At 64.8% G+C, this 16,254-nt stretch carries 16 protein-coding genes; 6 read left to right on the top strand and 10 right to left on the bottom strand.

The window, feature by feature from the left end:
* Positions 1-33 precede the first annotated feature (33 nt).
* From ABJ363_12955 to ABJ363_12930, 6 genes are read right to left on the bottom strand one after another with little or no spacing between them, the layout of a single operon-like run.
* Positions 34-507 carry an SRPBCC domain-containing protein gene (locus ABJ363_12955; protein ID MEP4379905.1) on the bottom strand — a complete coding sequence of 158 codons (474 nt, stop codon included), beginning with the start codon at positions 505-507 and terminating at the stop codon, positions 34-36.
* The gene (locus ABJ363_12950) at positions 504-845 is read right to left on the bottom strand and encodes a metalloregulator ArsR/SmtB family transcription factor (GenBank protein ID MEP4379904.1); all 342 of its coding nucleotides are present in this window, start codon (positions 843-845) and stop codon (positions 504-506) included. Before ABJ363_12950 ends, ABJ363_12955 begins: the two co-directional genes overlap by 4 nt.
* A gap of 44 nt (positions 846-889) precedes the next feature.
* Positions 890-3,028 (bottom strand): hypothetical protein, encoded by a 2,139-nt coding sequence (locus ABJ363_12945; GenBank protein ID MEP4379903.1) that lies wholly within the window; start codon positions 3,026-3,028, stop codon positions 890-892.
* 2 nt (positions 3,029-3,030) lie between these two features.
* Complete coding sequence (locus tag ABJ363_12940) at positions 3,031-5,793, bottom strand: DUF4159 domain-containing protein (protein MEP4379902.1); 2,763 nt, start codon at positions 5,791-5,793, stop codon at positions 3,031-3,033.
* A gap of 6 nt (positions 5,794-5,799) precedes the next feature.
* Positions 5,800-6,702, bottom strand: coding sequence for a DUF58 domain-containing protein (locus tag ABJ363_12935; GenBank protein MEP4379901.1), 903 nt, complete (start codon positions 6,700-6,702; stop codon positions 5,800-5,802).
* Between the two features lie 51 nt (positions 6,703-6,753).
* Positions 6,754-7,773 (bottom strand): MoxR family ATPase, encoded by a 1,020-nt coding sequence (locus ABJ363_12930; protein ID MEP4379900.1) that lies wholly within the window; start codon positions 7,771-7,773, stop codon positions 6,754-6,756.
* A 35-nt stretch (positions 7,774-7,808) separates the two neighbouring features.
* Here ABJ363_12930 and ABJ363_12925 point away from each other — a divergent pair, with 35 nt between their 5' ends.
* Genes ABJ363_12925 through ABJ363_12915 form a run of 3 tightly spaced genes read left to right on the top strand, consistent with a single transcriptional unit; the run spans position 7,809 to position 10,388 of the window.
* A complete protein-coding gene (locus ABJ363_12925) occupies positions 7,809-8,393 on the top strand; it encodes a DUF1285 domain-containing protein (GenBank protein ID MEP4379899.1) in 585 nt (194 codons plus the stop codon).
* Positions 8,390-9,100, top strand: a complete 711-nt coding sequence (locus ABJ363_12920; protein MEP4379898.1) for a CoA pyrophosphatase — start codon at positions 8,390-8,392, stop codon at positions 9,098-9,100. The genes ABJ363_12925 and ABJ363_12920 overlap by 4 nt, the downstream gene beginning before the upstream one ends.
* A 49-nt stretch (positions 9,101-9,149) precedes the next feature.
* Positions 9,150-10,388: a CCA tRNA nucleotidyltransferase gene (locus ABJ363_12915; protein ID MEP4379897.1), complete on the top strand. Its 1,239-nt coding sequence runs from the start codon at positions 9,150-9,152 to the stop codon at positions 10,386-10,388.
* Between the two features lie 165 nt (positions 10,389-10,553).
* On the opposite strand, the gene ABJ363_12910 is transcribed toward ABJ363_12915, so the two are convergent.
* From ABJ363_12910 to ABJ363_12895, 4 genes are all read right to left on the bottom strand, one after another.
* A complete protein-coding gene (locus ABJ363_12910; GenBank protein ID MEP4379896.1) occupies positions 10,554-11,138 on the bottom strand; it encodes a hypothetical protein in 585 nt (194 codons plus the stop codon).
* A 30-nt stretch (positions 11,139-11,168) separates the two neighbouring features.
* Positions 11,169-11,729 (bottom strand): hypothetical protein, encoded by a 561-nt coding sequence (locus ABJ363_12905; GenBank protein MEP4379895.1) that lies wholly within the window; start codon positions 11,727-11,729, stop codon positions 11,169-11,171.
* A 158-nt stretch (positions 11,730-11,887) separates the two neighbouring features.
* Entirely contained in the window at positions 11,888-12,748 is an 861-nt protein-coding gene (gene hemF / locus ABJ363_12900; GenBank protein ID MEP4379894.1) for an oxygen-dependent coproporphyrinogen oxidase, read from the bottom strand.
* Entirely contained in the window at positions 12,745-13,221 is a 477-nt protein-coding gene (locus ABJ363_12895; GenBank protein MEP4379893.1) for a tRNA (cytidine(34)-2'-O)-methyltransferase, read from the bottom strand. The genes hemF and ABJ363_12895 overlap by 4 nt, the downstream gene beginning before the upstream one ends.
* Positions 13,222-13,510: 289 nt before the next feature.
* Here ABJ363_12895 and petA point away from each other — a divergent pair, with 289 nt between their 5' ends.
* From petA to ABJ363_12880, 3 genes are read left to right on the top strand one after another with little or no spacing between them, the layout of a single operon-like run.
* Positions 13,511-14,056 (top strand): ubiquinol-cytochrome c reductase iron-sulfur subunit, encoded by a 546-nt coding sequence (gene petA / locus ABJ363_12890; protein MEP4379892.1) that lies wholly within the window; start codon positions 13,511-13,513, stop codon positions 14,054-14,056.
* Between the two features lie 8 nt (positions 14,057-14,064).
* Positions 14,065-15,375, top strand: coding sequence for a cytochrome b N-terminal domain-containing protein (locus tag ABJ363_12885; GenBank protein ID MEP4379891.1), 1,311 nt, complete (start codon positions 14,065-14,067; stop codon positions 15,373-15,375).
* Positions 15,375-16,160 carry a cytochrome c1 gene (locus tag ABJ363_12880; protein MEP4379890.1) on the top strand — a complete coding sequence of 262 codons (786 nt, stop codon included), beginning with the start codon at positions 15,375-15,377 and terminating at the stop codon, positions 16,158-16,160. Before ABJ363_12885 ends, ABJ363_12880 begins: the two co-directional genes overlap by 1 nt.
* Positions 16,161-16,254 lie beyond the last annotated feature (94 nt).

The raw sequence follows: 16,254 nt of genomic DNA, 5'->3' as shown, positions 1-16,254 counted from the left end.
AGGCCATGAGTTCGAATGGCGAACGAATGTTCGTTATTCGCCCAGATATGCCGCCAGGCAATCCAGCGCGCCCTGCCAGCCGTCGGAATGGCCCTCGGCCATTTCGTCATTGGGCAGCATGCTGTGGGTGAGTTGCAGTTCCGATGCGCCGTCGGGCGTCGCGGCGAATTTGAGATCGAGAATGGTCTCGACGCCCTGCATCTGTCCTTCATGCTGCCATGTCCACGACATGGTCAGCCGGTTCGGCGGGTCGATGGTCCCGAACACGCCGCGTGCGCCATGCTCCTTGTTCTCCGGCGACAGCAGGACGACCGCGTAGTCGCCGCCCTCGCGGAAATCCCAGAGGTCGATCCGGCAACTGACATTCTTCGGCCCGAGCCATTGGCAGGCCTGTTCGGGGTCTGTCCACGCCGCGTACAGGCGCTCGACCGGCACCGCGAAGCGCCGCGACAGTTGCAGGGTGCGGGTCGCGTCGGGGGCCTGCGTGATATCGGGTGCGTCGGTCATGAGGGTTTCTTTCCCGGGGCCGAATCGGATTCCAGAAACTGTGCGAGGGAATCGAGGTTGCTCTCCCAGAAAGCGCGATAACGGGCGAGCCACGCGTCTGCGTCCTGCAGCGGCGCGGCCCGCACGGCGCAAATCTGATTGCGGCCGTCGCGCCGCCGTTCGATCAGGCCGGCCTGTTGCAGGACCTTCAGATGTTTCGAGACGGCCGGCAGGGACATGTCGAAGGGTTCGGCGAGTTCGCCCACCGTCGCGTGGCCGCCACTCAGGCGCGCGAGGATGGCGCGCCGGGTCGGGTCGGCCAGGGCGGCGAAGGTCCGGTCGAGATTATATTTAACCATAAGGTTAATTTAATGACTGCTCGCGGGTCTCGCAAGGGCGCGCGCTATTTTCCTTCCCGGCGCCATGCGGCGACAAGAAAGGCGCCGATCATCAGCAACAGGATCAGCGCGGGCAGGAACGGCAGATCGCGCACGCCGATCACGGCAGATGCGTCGTTGCGCTGGAAGGCGAGCCAGCGGGCCGACGTTCCCGGCTGCGACGAATCGCTCATCGCGCGGCCGGGTCGGGCGCGGCGCAGGCTGGCGGGACCATTCTCGCCGATCCAGTTCAGGCCGCCGCCGGTGACGGCCGCGACCGGACCGAGCAGCGCATCCGTCGCCGTCACATCGGCGAACTCGATGGGGTTGATCGTGCCGACCCCGGCCACCGCCGTGCGGCTACCGTCGTCCAGCCGGTAGATACCCGTTTCGCCGACGGCGATCGTGCCGACGGCGCGGCCGTCGCCCTGTTCTTCCAGGGTGACAGTGCGGGTCTCGCCTGTCGGCCCTGTCACGGTCACCGGTGCCGGGTCCGGCGTCAGGCTGTGGCGAACTATTTCGATGCTGTCGCCGCGCGCCACGGCGGTGAGCCGGTCTTCCTCGAGTTCGGGCTCTTTCATCAGCCAGTGGGCCAGGCGCCGCAGCAATTCGCCGTGGGGGCCGCCACCTTCATAGCCCCGCGCCCAGAGCCAGATATGATCGCTCAGGAACTGGCCGACCCGGCCTTCGCCGACGCGGTCGAGAATGAGGAGCGGTCGCCCGTCGGGGCCGTCCATGACCACCGTGCCCGATTTGGGCCGCGCATCGACATGCCGGAACCAGCGACCCCAGTCGGGTGTGGTGTCCGCGTCCAGGCCGAGGCCGGGCAGGGTTGCGGTGACCGGGTGGCGTCGTCCGGTCTCGTTGACGTCCGCGACATAGGGAGATTCCGTGACGGTGCCGGTCGGTTCGCCGGGCAGGACGGTCGCCAGCGCGGTACGGTACAGGCTGGTCGCGGGGGTGACCTCCGGTCCCGTGGCCTCCAGCAGCGCGCCGCCGGATTCGACATAGCTGGCGATATTGCGCAGGTAGATCGACGGCAACACGCCCATGCGCCGGTAGCGATCGAAGATGATGAGATCGAAATCCCGGAGTTTAACCTCGAACAATTCGCGATACGGAAACGCGATCAGGCTGAGTTCTCGCACCGGCGTACCGTCCTGTTTTTCTGGTGGCCGGAGAATAGTGAAATGGACGAGATCGACGGATGGATCGGCCTTGAGAAGATTGCGCCAGGTCCGCTCGCCGGGATGGGGCGCGCCGGACACCAGCAGCACCCGCAACCGGTCACGGATGCCGTTGAGGGTGACAACGGCGCGATTGTTGGCGCGGGTGAGTTCCTCACGCCCCGGTCCGACCGAGAGTTCGAACACGCTCGTGCCGCCGCGATCCACGACGAGTTCGATGCTGTGATCGACACCGACCGGGGCCAGAATGGTCCGGCCCTCTGACGCACCGTCGCGCCGGATCGTGATCTGTGCCTGGCGCGCGCGCACAGCGGCCGGCTCGTCGATCCGAAGGGTCAGGCGGACCGTCTCCCCGACAATGCCGAAGCCCGGATTCTCGACGATCGTCAGGCGCCGGTCGCCAGCGGCCCGATCGCCGGTCAGCATGGCGTGGACGGGCCCGCCCAGATCGAGGGCGGCGATATTCTCCGGCAGATCGTGAATCCGGCCATCGGTGATCAGGACCGCGCCGGCGAAGCGATCACGCGGAATGTCGATCAGCGCCCGATCAAGGGCCTCGTAGAGATGGGTACCGTCGCGCAAGCCCGACTGGCCGGTATCGCCGGTGAGGGTTACTGCCGTTGGCGCCTCGACGACCCGGAGCTCGAAATTCGCCTGGGATGCCGCCCAGTCCGTGACCCGCACCAGCGCCGTATTTGCCTGTTCGGTGCGCGCGCCGATCGACTGGCTCTGGGACCTGTCGACGACGACGAGGCCGATATCCGACAATGGCGTGCGATCCTCGACGACGATCGAGGGGTTTGCCAGTGCGGCCAGGATTGCCGTTGTCGCTGCGATCCGCCAGATCACACCCGGTGCGGGTATACCCGGCCGGGGTGCGGCAAACCCGGCCAGCATGACCATGGCACCCACGGCCGCCATGGCGATCAGGATGCCGGTGGGCAGCAGTGGGTCCCAGATGATTGACGAGGCGTCCATGTCTATTGCCCGAGCCGCTCGAGGATTTCATCGACATGCACCTGGTCGGCCTTGTAGTTGCCGGTCAGGGCGTACATCACCAGATTGACCCCGAAGCGGAAGGCGAGTTCGCGTTGGCGCGCGCTCCCCGGCACGACCGGGAACATCGGGCGGCCCGTCGCGTCGATGGCCCAGGCCGCTGCGAAATCATTGGCGCCGATGATGACCGACGAGACCCCGTCATTGACCCGTTCGTCCGGCTTCTGCACGAACAGACGACCGCCTTCCCAGCGCCCCGGGAACTCATGCAGCAGATAGAAGGCCTTGGTCAGGACATGCCCGATAGGCACTTCCAGCAGGGCCGGGATGTCCAGCCCCTGGACCATGGCGCGCAGTGTCTGGGTGCCGGGGCCGACGCCGCCGATCCCGGAGAGGTTCTGGTCGCGGGTGTCGAACAGGATCGTGCCGCCATTGCGCAGGAAGGTGTTGATCCGGGTGCGCGCGCCATCCGAAAGCGGTGCCTGTCGCTCGGTCATGGGCCAGTAGATCAGGGGAAAGAAGGCCAGTTCGTCACGCTCGACGTCCAGCCCGATCGGCGCGCCGGGGACAATCGAGGTCCGCCGCGAAAGAATTTGCCCCAGCCCGGCCAGCCCCGCCCGGCTGGTCTCGTCGATCTTGCTGTCCCCGGTCAGGACATAGCCGAGCCGAGTATCCTTGGTCGCTTCCAGGGCGAACAGGTCGCTCGACTGCGCCCAGCCCGGCGTGGAGAGGGTGCTCACGAGCCCGCCGGCCAGCGCCAGGCATAGAGCAGCCGTTGCGGCGGTGCGGGTCACCCGCGGGGTGAGGCCGCGCAGGATTAAAGAAATGATGAAATCGGCGAGCAGCAACCCGAAGGCGGCGACAAGGAACCAGACGCGAAGTTCGCGTTGCAGGGTGGGGCCGTACTCCGCCGTCTCGACGCCGGCGGCATGTACCTCGAACAGTTCAGGGGCCAGGCTCGGGCCCAGATTGATCGCCCGGCGCGACTGGTCGACGCCGTAGAATCCCGGCGGGGTCTGCGGGCCGGGGACCAGGTCTTCGCCCACCCCGGCCGGCAACGGGCGGCTGGTGCTGGGGGGTTCGGACAATCGCCCGAAACCGTCCAGCGTGGAAAGCGGCGGGAGCGGGCGGGAGGCGATGCTGTCGGCGGCGACGCCATGGCTCAGCGCGACAAGGCGGCGGAGCATATCGACATACAGGCCCGAAAAGGCGAGCGACGACCATTCGGCATTGGCCGTCGTGTGGAACAGGACGAGCCAGCCATTGTCGCGTTTCTCGCCGGTGACCAGCGGGGTGCCGTCTTCCAGCCGCGCCCAGGTTTTCGATGCGAGTTCGGGCGACGGCTGGGCGAGCACCTGACGCCGGACGATGATCTCGTCTGACGGAACCAGGCCGGCGAAGGGCGACGTCTCCTCGAATGCCGCCAGATTGGAAGGCTGATCCCAGCTCATCACGCCGCCGAATACCCGACCGCCACGGCGCAGATCGACCGGCAGCAATCGATCGCTGCCGTCGGCGAGGTTGGGGCCGGCGAAACGCACCAGCACGCCGCCGTCGGCGATCCAGGATTCGAGGCGTTCGATCTCGGTTTCGGTCAGGGTGCCGATGTCGGAAAGAACCATCACTGCGAGGCGACGCTCGAGCAGTGCCTCGACCGTGCCGTTGCGGACCTCCGCGAAGGGCTCGAGCGCACGATTGAGATAGAAGGCATTGCCGATCAGCGGTTGGTCGAGCTGGGCGGTATCGCCCGACACGATCCCCACCGGGCGTCGGCGCAGGCTTTCGTCGAACAGCATGACCGCGCCCGCGTGACGCGCATCCTCGATACCGACCCGGGCGATGCGGTTGCGCAACTCGCTGGGCATCGCCAGCAGCACATCGGCGGCCTCGACGCCGGCATCGAAGGTGAAGGCCGCGCGGCCGAGCAGCCGGCCATCATCGTCGTTGGCGATGAGTGCGGCGCTTCGCGTACCGCCGGCGTCCATGCGCGAGACGCGCACGCGAATGCCGTCCGGCGCGCTTTCGGTGGCCGAGATGATGAGCGGTTGATCGCCGGGTGCGGGATGTATGTAGCGCAAGGACCCGAGGCGTTGCAGCGCCAGTTCGAGCGGCTTGGCCCTGGCGTCCGCGCGCCGCGTGTCGCGCGCGCCGTCCGGCGCGTCGAGGCCGCTCGACAGCCATATGGCTGTCGCGGGACGGGATAATTCCAGTGCCTCGATCTGCGCGCGTACGCGGGCATAATCCGCGGCCCAGGGTTGAGGTGCGATCGAGCGGATGCGGTCCCGGGCTTCGGCCGGCGACAGCGGCCGCAGGGCAGCGTCGGTTCGTTCGACCGATTTTGCGGTGGTGGCGATGTAGACGGTCCGGTTCTCGCGGGCGGCCTCGTCGATCAGCGCCGCGGCCGTGTCCTGGCGTTCGGTCCAGTTGGCGCCGCCCGTCCAGCCATTGTCGATCACCATCACCAGCGGGCCGTTGCCGCGCAGGATGCGTCCCGGGTCGATGATGGGATGGGCCAGCGCCAGGATTACGAGTGCGGCGAGGAGCAACCGCATCGCGAGCAGCCACCAGGGGGTGCGATGGGGTGTTTCTTCATGCTGCGGCAGCCCGAAAAGAAGCCGGATCGCCGGGAATGCCACGCGAACCGGGGCCGGCGGGACGGCACGGAGCAGCCACCACAGCACCGGCAGCGCGGCCAGCGCCAGGAGCAGCCAGGGAACGGCAAAGGAAAGGACGCCGATGCTCAGCATGTCGGGTCAGCCCCCCGTCCGGGCTTCGGTCATGGCCATGAACATGCTCATAAGGGCGGGTTCGGGCGCGGTGTCGGTGGTGTGCACGGCATAGGACCATCCGGCGCGCCGGGCGAAGGTGGCGAGCGCCACCTGCAATGAGTCGAGCCGCTCCATGTATCCGGCGTGCAGGGATTCCGCGCGACCGACCAGCAACTCGCCCTCGGTCTCGAGACCGCGAAACCGGGTCCGGCCCCGGAATGGCAAATGTGCCTCGCTGGGGTCGAGGACCTGCAGCAGATGGCCGCGCACGCCACGCGCCGCCATGTCGCGCAGGAACGCCAGCAGGGGTTCTTCCGGGACCATGAAGTCGCTGATCAATGCCACGGTGCCGTAGCGGGGCAGGGCCGGGACGGTCGGGAGCTCGTGGGTCTCGGGCTCTTGCGCCATGTCGTGCATCACCGTCATCGCGATGCGGTCGAGCGCCGCGCGCCCGGTCGCGGGCAATTCCGGTTTGTCGAGCAGGGCAATGCGTTCACCACCGCGCGTCAGGAGCGATGCCAGCGCCAGGGACAGGATTGCGGCGCGGTCCTGTTTCTCCGGCAGATCGCGGCTGGATCTATAGCGCATCGAGGCGGAGAGATCGGGCCACAGCCAAACGCTTTGGGCGGCTTCCCACTCTGTCTGCCGAACAAACAGGCGGTCGGCTTTGGCCGAGCGACGCCAGTCGATATCGCGTGGGCTGTCGCCGAACGCAAAGCGCCGGTACTGCCAGAAGGTTTCGCCCTGTCCGACGCGGCGGCGGCCATGCACACCCTGCGCGACGGTCGATGCGACCCGGTCCGCCGCGACGAGCAGCGCGGGAAACGCCGCCGCGAGCTCTTCGGCACGGCGGCGCGTAGCGTGTTCTGTGCCTGGGGTCGATGCCATTCGGTGAGTCGCCAAAACGATCCTGGGTTGGAGTGAAGGGCTGTGGGATGTCTATTTGAACGGGCTGCAGAGACCGTCGATCACGTCTTCCAGGGTGCGGCCTTCGGCCCGCGCCGCGAAGTTGAGCGCCATGCGATGGCGCAAGACCGCCGGCGCCAGGGCGACGACATCGTCGACCGACGGGGATATGCGTCCCTGCAGCAGCGCGCGCGCACGGGTGGCGAGCATCAATGCCTGGCTGGCGCGGGGGCCGGGCCCCCAGGCAACCCATTGTGCGATGTCTTCGCGGTCGGACGTGTCGGGTCTTCCGGAGCGGACGAGAGCGAGAATGGCATCGACCACACTCTCGCCGACGGGCAGGCGGCGCACGAGTTGCTGCGCGGCGATCAACTGGGCGGCGTCCATGACCTGCGTCGGGCTGCGGTCTTCCAGACCCGTGGTGACGAGCAGCATCTGCCGTTCGGCTTCGGGGTCCGGGTATCCGATGTTGACCTGCAGCAGGAACCGGTCGAGTTGCGCCTCGGGCAGCGGATAGGTGCCTTCCTGTTCGATCGGGTTCTGGGTGGCGAGCACGTGGAACGGGCTGGGCAGCGTATGGGTGTGCCCGGCGACCGAGACTTCGCGTTCCTGCATGGCCTGCAGCAAGGCGGACTGGGTCCGCGGGCTGGCGCGGTTGATCTCGTCCGCCATCAGCATCTGGGTGAATACCGGCCCGGGAATGAATCGGAAGCTCCGGCCGTCCTCGGTCTCGTCGAGGATTTCCGAGCCGATGATGTCTGCCGGCATCAGGTCGGGCGTGCATTGCACCCGGCGGCTGTCGAGCCCGAGCACGGTGCCCAGCGTTTCGACCAGTCGGGTCTTTGCCAGGCCCGGTACACCGAGCAGCAGCAGATGACCGCCCGCGAGCAGGGTGATGATCGTTTCGTCGATCACCGCCTCCTGACCGAAGATGACCCGGCCGATCCCGGTGCGCACGGACGAGAGCTGTTCGCTTACACGCTCGATATCCGCGAAAATTGAATCCGTGACCGGAAGATCGAGATTCGACCGTACGACATCATCTGTGGGCATGACCCTGCTCCTGCGAATGCTACTGTGTCTGAACCATGGGCACCGACACCAACAATCCTCAAGGCCTTTTTGAACGGATCGGCAAAACCCGTTCTTTAGCCCCTTCCCGCCGTGAACCTGTCGATTGCGGTCACTTCGACATGCGAATCGGTCGCGACGGGACTTGGTATTATCGCGGCTCGCCGATTGGGCGTAAACCGCTGGTCACGCTGTTTTCATCGGTACTCAAACGCGACAAAGACGGCCAGTACTGGCTCGAGACCCCGGTCGAACGTGGCCGCATCGACGTGGATGATGCGCCCTTCACGGCGGTGGAGATGGATGTGACCGGACAAGGTCGTGACCAGAAGCTCATTTTCCGCACCAATCTTGACGAAACGGTGACGGCTGGCGCGGAAAATCCGCTTCGCATCGCGTTCGACGAATCGAGTGGCGAGCCGTCACCCTATATACATGTGCGCGACGGGCTCGAAGCGTTGTTGACCCGCGCTGTCTACTACCAGCTCGCGGACCTGGCGGTAGCAGATCCCGACAGGGGACTATTTGGTGTGTGGAGCGGCGGGATGTTTTTTGCACTTGAACAGGCCGGGGAAAGGACCGGGGAGCGGCTGAGACCATGACCGGTACCGTTTCGGAGCGCGAGCACATCGCCGCGCGCATTCTCGCTACCCAGCCCCACCTCGATGTCCGACGCAGCAGCGGTGCCGCCGTCAGCCAGATGCTGCATGACGATTCCGATGCGGCCCCGGGCGAAAAATTGCCCAACCGTCGCGGCGACCATGACCTGAATGAAATCGGAATGCGGCCCAATCCCCCCCTGACCCCGGCCGCGGTTCTGGTGCCGCTGCTCGATCATGGCGACCGCATCACGGTTTTGTTGACCGAGCGCGCCGCCGATCTGCGTGCCCATGCCGGGCAGATCAGCTTTCCCGGCGGCCGCATTGACCCCGAAGATACGAGCCCCGAGGCGGCGGCGCTGCGTGAGGCGGATGAGGAAATCGGCCTGCCGTCCGCGTCGGTCGAGGTGATCGGCCGGCTGGATACCTATGAGGTGCGCACCGGCTTCGAGATCACGCCCGTGGTCGGGTTTGTCGAGCCGGGTTTCGACATGGTTTATGAACCGGGTGAGGTGGCGGATGCATTCGAGGTGCCGCTTTCCTTCATCCTCGACCCGGCCAATCACGAACGCCAGAGCCGGGTGTTCCAGGGCAAGCGGCGCTTTTTCTACGTCCTGCCCTATGAGGACCGGTACATCTGGGGCGCGACCGCCGGGATGCTGGTCAACCTGTTCGAGGTCCTGACCGGCGAGAAGGCGCGCTGGCGCTAGGCGCCGCGTTACCATGACCCCGTCCGCAACAATCTCACAGCAGGCGTGGATGGCCGACCACGATCTGCGGTCCGTTTTTTCGGCGTTGCAGGGCACGGGTGATCCTGTCCCGGCATTGCTGGCTGTCGGCGGCTGTGTGCGCGATGCGCTGATGGACCGGCCGGTGGTCGATGTCGACCTGGCCACGATCCATTCGCCCGACATCGTTCTGGCAAGGCTTAAATCTGCCGGCATCGACGTGCTGGAGATCGGCATCGAGCACGGCACGGTCGTGGCGCGTTTCGGGAACAAACTTTTCCAGATCACGACCTTGCGCGTGGATCTGGAGACCGACGGGCGCCACACGAAGGTGGCCTACACAGACGATTGGGTCGCCGACGCGTCGCGGCGGGACTTCACCATGAACGCGCTGTATGCGGATCTCGACGGCAACGTTTTCGACCCGCTGGACGGTATGGCGGACGTGGCAGCGCGGCGGGTGCACTTTATTGGTGACGCAAACGAGCGCATTGGCGAGGACGCGCTGCGGATTCCGCGTTTCTTCCGGTTTCACGCGCAGATCGAGGATGGGCAGATCGATCCCGAAGGGCTCGCGGCGTGCCGGGCGCGCGCGGGCGATATCGCAAATCTCTCCGGCGAACGCATTCGCGCGGAACTTTTGAAGCTGCTGGCGGCGCCCGCGCCGGCAGCGACCTGGCAGATGATGCTCGAGGCACAGATACTGGGTGCGGAGCTCGTCGCACTGAACCGCTGCGATCGTCTCGCGGGACTGGTCACGGTCGAAGGGGTGGTCGCCGCCGCCGATCCAATACGGCGGTTGGCGGCGCTCATGGAGGTCGGGGCGCATGCCGCCGGAAACACCGCCGACGCCGTTATCGCGCGGCTGCGACTTTCCAACCGGGACGGGGCTCGCCTGCGGGACCTGAACACAAGCGACGACGCCATCGATCCTGACCTGCCGACGGATATGTTGAAACCGCGTCTCTATAGAACAGGTGCCGACAGGTGGCAGGACCATGTGTTGCTGAAATGGGCCGGCGAACTCGCCGATGGCCGCACGGGTGACCGCCTGCGGGTTGACGCCTGGCAGGAACTGTTGGCATTCCCGAGCGTCTGGCCGGTGCCCACATTCCCCATGCGTGGTGCGGATGTGTTGGCGGCGGGCATACCCGAGGGGCCCGATGTCAGCCGTATTCTCAAGGATGTTGAAAACTGGTGGATCGACGGCGGGTTCGAAGCCGGCCGGGACGAATGCCTGGCTGAGCTTGCGCGACGCGTTGACGCCTGACGCGCGTCGGGACGGACGGGTTTGAAACCCGCCCCTTCATCAAGGCACGGCATGTCCGGGCTTGATCCGGGCATCTCATTCGGTGCGGAGACGAGATACGCGGGAGAATGGTTATCCGCCAACGCGCGAAGTGCGGTCCGCGTATGGCTAATAATGGTTCGAGCCCTATTCCGTGCGCACCAGCTCGCCGGACATGCGGATTTTCACGTCCTCGTCCTGCAGCCGCATGAACGAGATCGCCATGCCCTTGTCAGTCAGGGAGCGGCGATAGACCTGGAGTTCCGATCCGCCCTGCTCGTTGATGGCCAGTGAATAAACGGTCATCGCATTGCCTTCGACCGCGGCCCAGCGGACCGCCTCACCGCGCAGAGGGTTGGGCAACTCGGATTTCTGGAACAGGCCGCCCTTCGGGGACAGGACGAAGACATTGTCCTTGTCCTCCACGGGGATGAAATTTTCCTCGACCTCGCGCCGCTTGACCTCGGTGCCTGTGCGGCCGCCATCCTCGTCGCGGATGACGGTGATCCATTTCAGGGTGAAGCCGTCATTCTTGAACCGCTCGATCGTGACGTCGAGATCACGAATTTCCCGTCGGTCATCTTCCTCGACGACGGCGTTGCCCGCGCCGACATAGTTGCCGAAGAATTTCTCGACCGCCTCATTCGCGTGCGCGCCACCCGCCAGGATGGTTCCGGCCGCGAGAAAAACGGTCGTGGCGAGCAAGGTGCGTGTGGCGTGAAGTAAATTCATGCGGATGGTCCGTCGGTGGAGAATGCGGGTCTAGTTTCCGACCTTGACCAGCCGGGCATCGACCTCGCGTTGCGGTTCGCCGTTGGCGATATTGATAAACTTGAGACGCATGCCCGTGCCTTCAAGGGTCCGGTTATAGGTCTGGATCACATATCCCCCCGACGCAGTGATCTGCATCACATGAACCGACATGGTCTGATCGCGGATCTGGGCCCAGGCGAGACCGTCGGTGCGCGGATTGTCCCGGCCGGTCGCATTGAACACGCCGGCGTTCGCGCCGGGGGTGAAGTCCATGCGCTGGGTGCGCCGGCGTATGTCGGGATTGTTCGGATCGCCGCCGCTGCGGATCACGCTCGTCCACTCCACATAGAAGCCGGTGCCCTCGGCGCCGATCTTGACGTCGAGGTCCCGGACGGTGACGCCGAAATAGAGGGAGTCGCTGTTCTCGGCCACGCCGGACCCCTGAAAGTGCCCGTAGAAGGCGTTGACCGGCAGGGACTGCGCGGTCGCCGTGGGGGCAATGAGCCAACTCGTCGCCAGCAGCAGAGCTGCGGCGAGGGTTATGGTCAGACAGTTTGAAATGCGGGTCATGGTCTCTCCAATCCTGCGCCGGCGCCGATCGCTGGGGCCGGGCAGCGTATATCCGAGCTGAAACTAGCCCAGGCCGCGCGTCTAAGGAACTCTGCGCGAGGCAGTTTTCGGCAAAAAAATACGCACGGCCGGGTTCGGGTCCGGGTTGAGGGCCTTGTTCAGGGCCAGGTGACCACCGGCGGCAGCGACATCAGGATCGCCTCGACATTGCCGCCGGTCTTGAGGCCGAACTGGGTGCCCCTGTCATACAGAAGGTTGAACTCCACGTAGCGCCCACGGCGCTGCAGCTGATGGGCGCGCTGGTCATCGGTCCATCCCCTGTTCATGTGCCGGCGCACGATGCGCGGATAGACGTCGAGGAATGCTTTGCCCACGTCCCGGGTGAACGCGAAATCCGCATCCCAGTCGCCGGTGTCGACATAGTCATAGAAAATGCCGCCGACCCCGCGCGGCTCATCGCGATGCTTCAAATGGAAATACTCGTCGCACCAGGCCTTGAATTTCGGGTGATAGTCCGGGTCATGGGCGTCACAGGCCGCCTGCAGGCGGCTGTGGAACAGGGCCGTATCGTCGTCGTCGGGATACATGGGCGTCAGATCCGCGCCGCCGCCGAACCAGGACTTCGTGGTCACGATATGCCGTGTGTTCATGTGCACGGCCGGCACCAGCGGTGAATGCATATGGGCGACGAGCGAGACGCCCGATGCCCAGAACCGGCCGTCACCGGCCGCGCCGGGAATATTCTCGCGGAATTCCTCGGAGAACACGCCCTCGACGGTGGAGATGTTCACGCCCACCTTCTCGAACACGCGTCCGCGCATGATCGACATGACACCGCCGCCCCCCGGCGCGCCGTCCTGGTCGGGGCGCTGCCAGCTCGACCGTTCGAAACGGCCCGCGGGCCGGTCGGTCATGACGCCTTCAAGATCATCCTCGATCGCCTCGAACGCGGCGCAGATGTCATCGCGCAATTGCGCGAACCATGCCGCCGCCGCGCTTTTGTGGTTCTCGTCCGTCATGTTTCGAGTGCCGCTCCTTGATCCGGAAACCCGTTTTGCTGACGCAAGGCCTCACCGAGAACCAGCGCCAGGGCCGTGACGACATTCAGCGCGCGTGAACCCGTCTGCATGGGCACCCGCACCTGCGCGTCGGCCCGCGCGTGCACGGAAGGCGGCACGCCGTCACTTTCGCGACCGACCAGCAGCGTATCGTCGCGGCGGTATTCAAAGTCAATGTGCCGTTCTGTCGCCTTGGTGCTCAGCAGGATCAGCCGTTGCGGGGGCATCACGCCACCCTCGAACGCGTCCCAGGAGATATGGGGCGTCAGATCCGCCTGTTCCAGATAGTCCATGCCGGCGCGACGCACGCCCTGATCGTGCAGCACGAATCCGGCCGGTTCGATCAGGTCCACCGGGATATTCAGGCAGGCGGCGAGGCGCAGGATGGCGCCTGCGTTCTGGGGAATGTCGGGCTGGTACAGGGCAATACGCACGGTGGTGGACTCCGATGCCGGCGCGGGTTCCGGCAAAACCTTGTGGAGAAGCGTTCAAGGCGGGCTTGGCAAACGCTTTGGACTTCGATTATATCCGGGCGAAGTGTAAGGCACACATGGTTCCGGGGGGCATTCTGGTCAAAGCGTGCAGACGAATCGCGTCGCTGTGGAGATATCCTGTTGCGGCACGGTGTCACATTGCTGGGGCACGGAAAATCCCATACCCAACCACCATGTGCACAACAGGTCTCAAGGCGGACGCAGACCGCCGAACCAAGGACATTTGCTCATGAGCGATGATACTCAGGATCACGACGGTCATTCTGGGAGCCGCCGCGATTTCCTTTACCTTTCCGCCGGCGCATTTGCCGGGGTGGGCGGGGCGATCGCGCTCTGGCCGTTCGTCAGTTCGATGAACCCCTCCGCGGACGTGCTGGCGCTCTCCTCGGTCGAGGTGGATGTGTCGCAGGTCGATCTCGGGCAGCGGGTGACGGTCAAATGGCGTGGCAAGCCTGTCTTCATCGACCGACGCACCGAGGCCGCGATCGCCGAGGCGGTTGACACGCCGCTGGCTGATCTGCGCGATCCCGAGACGGATGCGCAGCGCACGGACCGGCCGGAATGGCTCGTCGTCGTTGGTGTCTGCACCCATCTGGGCTGTGTCCCGCTCGGCCAGAAGGCATCCGAGCCGCGCGGCGAATGGGGCGGCTGGTTCTGCCCCTGCCACGGCTCGCATTACGACACGTCGGGGCGCATCCGGAAGGGACCCGCACCGCTGAATCTGCCGGTGCCCGAGCATGCTTTCCTGACTGACACCAAAATCAAGATCGGCTGAGGCGAACCATGAGCGCTGGAAACCAACAACCCGTCGGAAATGGCCTGGTCAAGTGGATCGACACGCGGCTGCCGGTCTTTAGTTATCTGCAGAAGGAATATGCCGAGTTCCAGTCGCCGAAGAACTTCAACTGGTTCTGGAACTTCGGTGCCATCCTGACCTTCATGCTCGTGCTGATGATGATCACGGGGATATTCCTCGCGATGCAGTATCAGCCCAACACCGAGCTGGCCTTCGATTCCGTCGAACGGATCATGCGCGATGTGAATTTCGGCTGGCTGCTGCGTTATCTGCACGCCAACGGCGGGACATTCTTCTTCATCGCCGTGTACATCCATATTTTCCGTGGCATGTATTACGGGTCCTACAAGAACCCGCGTGAGCTGCTGTGGATTCTCGGCGTGGTCATCCTCGTCCTGATGATGGCGACCGCGTTCATGGGTTATGTGCTTCCCTGGGGCCAGATGAGCTTCTGGGGCGCCACGGTGATCACCAACCTGTTCTCCGCGATCCCGCTGGTCGGCGACGCGATCGTCACCCTGCTCTGGGGTGGTTTCTCGGTCGACAACCCGACCCTGAACCGCTTCTTCGCGCTGCATTATCTGCTGCCGTTCCTGATCTTTGGCGTCGTGATCCTGCATGTGATCTCGTTGCATGTGTCGGGCTCAAACAACCCGCTGGGTGTCGATCCGAAGGGGCCGCAGGACACGGTGTCTTTCCATCCCTACTACACGATGAAGGACAGCGCGGGCCTCGCGATTTTCGTGACGATCTTCGCCTTCTTCGTGTTCTTCGCGCCGAATTTCTTCGGCGAGCCGGAGAATTATCTGCCGGCCGCGCCGCTGAACACGCCGGCGCATATCGTGCCGGAATGGTATTTCCTGCCCTTCTTCGCGATCCTGCGTTCGATCAACTTCGACATCTGGTTCATCGAGGCCAAGCTTGGCGGCGTGATCGCCATGTTCGGCGCGATCTTTGTGCTGTTCGTCCTGCCCTGGCTCGACAAGTCGCCGGTGCGCAGCGCCAAGTTCCGCCCTGTCTATAAGTGGTTCTTCTGGATCTTCCTGCTCGACTGCTTCCTTCTCGGCTGGGTCGGCGGACGCGCGCCGGACGATCTGGTATTCGAGGGTCTCGGTCTGAAGGTCATCCATCTCGGCTACCTCTCGACCTTCTGGTACTTCTTCCACTTCATTATTTTGCTGCCGTTGCTCGGCGTTTTCGAAAGACCAAAGCCATTGCCCAAGAGTATTTCCGAACCCGTTCTCGGGGGCGGATCCGCGGGCGCTTCGGCAACTGCCAAGCCGATGGAGAAGTCGTAATGGGTATCGTTTCCAACCTGCGCCGCGCGGCGGCGGCAACCGGTCTCGCAGCCGCGGTGGTCATGACCTCAACGGCGGCATTCGCGGCCGGTGATGGCGCGCATCCCGAGGAACGCGACTGGCATTTCTCCGGTATCTTCGGGACCGTGGACGTCCATTCGGCGCAGCGCGGCCTGCAGGTCTATCTTGAGGTCTGTTCGGGCTGCCACGCCCTGAAGCACGTCGCGTACCGCAACCTGCACGCGCTCGGCTTCACCGAGGACGAGATCAAGGCGATCGCGGCCGATTTCGACGTGACCGACGGCCCGGACAGCGAAGGCGAGATGTTTGAGCGCGCGGCGATTCCCTCGGATCGTTTCGTGTCACCATTCCCGAATGACGAGGCCGCTGCGGCCGCAAACGGCGGCGCGGTCCCGCCGGATCTGACCCTGCAGGTCAAGGCACATCCCGGCGGTGCGGATTATGTCCACGCGCTGCTGACCGGCTATGCCGACGCACCGGACGGTGTCGATGTGCCGGACGGCTCCAACTACAACCCGTTCTTCCGCGGCGGTTTCATCGCCATGCCGCCGCCGCTCTTCGAGGATGGCGTTGAGTATTCAGACGGCACGGCGGCGACGGTCGAGCAGATGGCGACGGACGTGGTCAACTTCATGCAGTGGGCGGCCGAGCCCGAGATGGAGCAGCGCAAGAAGACCGGCTTCAAGGTCGTGATCTTCCTGATAATCCTCAGCGCGTTGCTTTATGCCGGGAAGCGCAAATTGTGGGCGAATATCGACCACTGACCGGGACAAGTTCCATGAAAAGGCCGTTTGCGATCGCGCAAGCGGCCTTTTTGTTAAGCACGTTTGCTCGCATTCGCTAAACTCGGACGCAAGC

This window comes from Alphaproteobacteria bacterium, from assembly GCA_039980135.1.
Lineage (GTDB): Bacteria > Pseudomonadota > Alphaproteobacteria > UBA6615 > UBA6615 > UBA8079.
This window is presented reverse-complemented; position numbering and strand designations above follow the sequence as displayed.

Bases quoted from the DNA above. Each gene is read 5' to 3' on its own strand.
- ABJ363_12930 (MEP4379900.1), bottom strand. From the start codon at position 7,773: ATGCCCACAGATGATGTCGTACGGTCGAATCTCGATCTTCCGGTCACG.
- ABJ363_12935 (MEP4379901.1), bottom strand. From the start codon at position 6,702: ATGGCATCGACCCCAGGCACAGAACACGCTACGCGCCGCCGTGCCGAA.
- ABJ363_12915 (MEP4379897.1), top strand. From the start codon at position 9,150: ATGGCCGACCACGATCTGCGGTCCGTTTTTTCGGCGTTGCAGGGCACG.
- ABJ363_12925 (MEP4379899.1), top strand. From the start codon at position 7,809: ATGGGCACCGACACCAACAATCCTCAAGGCCTTTTTGAACGGATCGGC.
- ABJ363_12920 (MEP4379898.1), top strand. From the start codon at position 8,390: ATGACCGGTACCGTTTCGGAGCGCGAGCACATCGCCGCGCGCATTCTC.
- ABJ363_12910 (MEP4379896.1), bottom strand. From the start codon at position 11,138: ATGAATTTACTTCACGCCACACGCACCTTGCTCGCCACGACCGTTTTT.
- ABJ363_12955 (MEP4379905.1), bottom strand. From the start codon at position 507: ATGACCGACGCACCCGATATCACGCAGGCCCCCGACGCGACCCGCACC.
- ABJ363_12950 (MEP4379904.1), bottom strand. From the start codon at position 845: ATGGTTAAATATAATCTCGACCGGACCTTCGCCGCCCTGGCCGACCCG.
- ABJ363_12905 (MEP4379895.1), bottom strand. From the start codon at position 11,729: ATGACCCGCATTTCAAACTGTCTGACCATAACCCTCGCCGCAGCTCTG.
- ABJ363_12940 (MEP4379902.1), bottom strand. From the start codon at position 5,793: ATGCTGAGCATCGGCGTCCTTTCCTTTGCCGTTCCCTGGCTGCTCCTG.
- petA (MEP4379892.1), top strand. From the start codon at position 13,511: ATGAGCGATGATACTCAGGATCACGACGGTCATTCTGGGAGCCGCCGC.
- ABJ363_12885 (MEP4379891.1), top strand. From the start codon at position 14,065: ATGAGCGCTGGAAACCAACAACCCGTCGGAAATGGCCTGGTCAAGTGG.
- hemF (MEP4379894.1), bottom strand. From the start codon at position 12,748: ATGACGGACGAGAACCACAAAAGCGCGGCGGCGGCATGGTTCGCGCAA.
- ABJ363_12945 (MEP4379903.1), bottom strand. From the start codon at position 3,028: ATGGACGCCTCGTCAATCATCTGGGACCCACTGCTGCCCACCGGCATC.
- ABJ363_12880 (MEP4379890.1), top strand. From the start codon at position 15,375: ATGGGTATCGTTTCCAACCTGCGCCGCGCGGCGGCGGCAACCGGTCTC.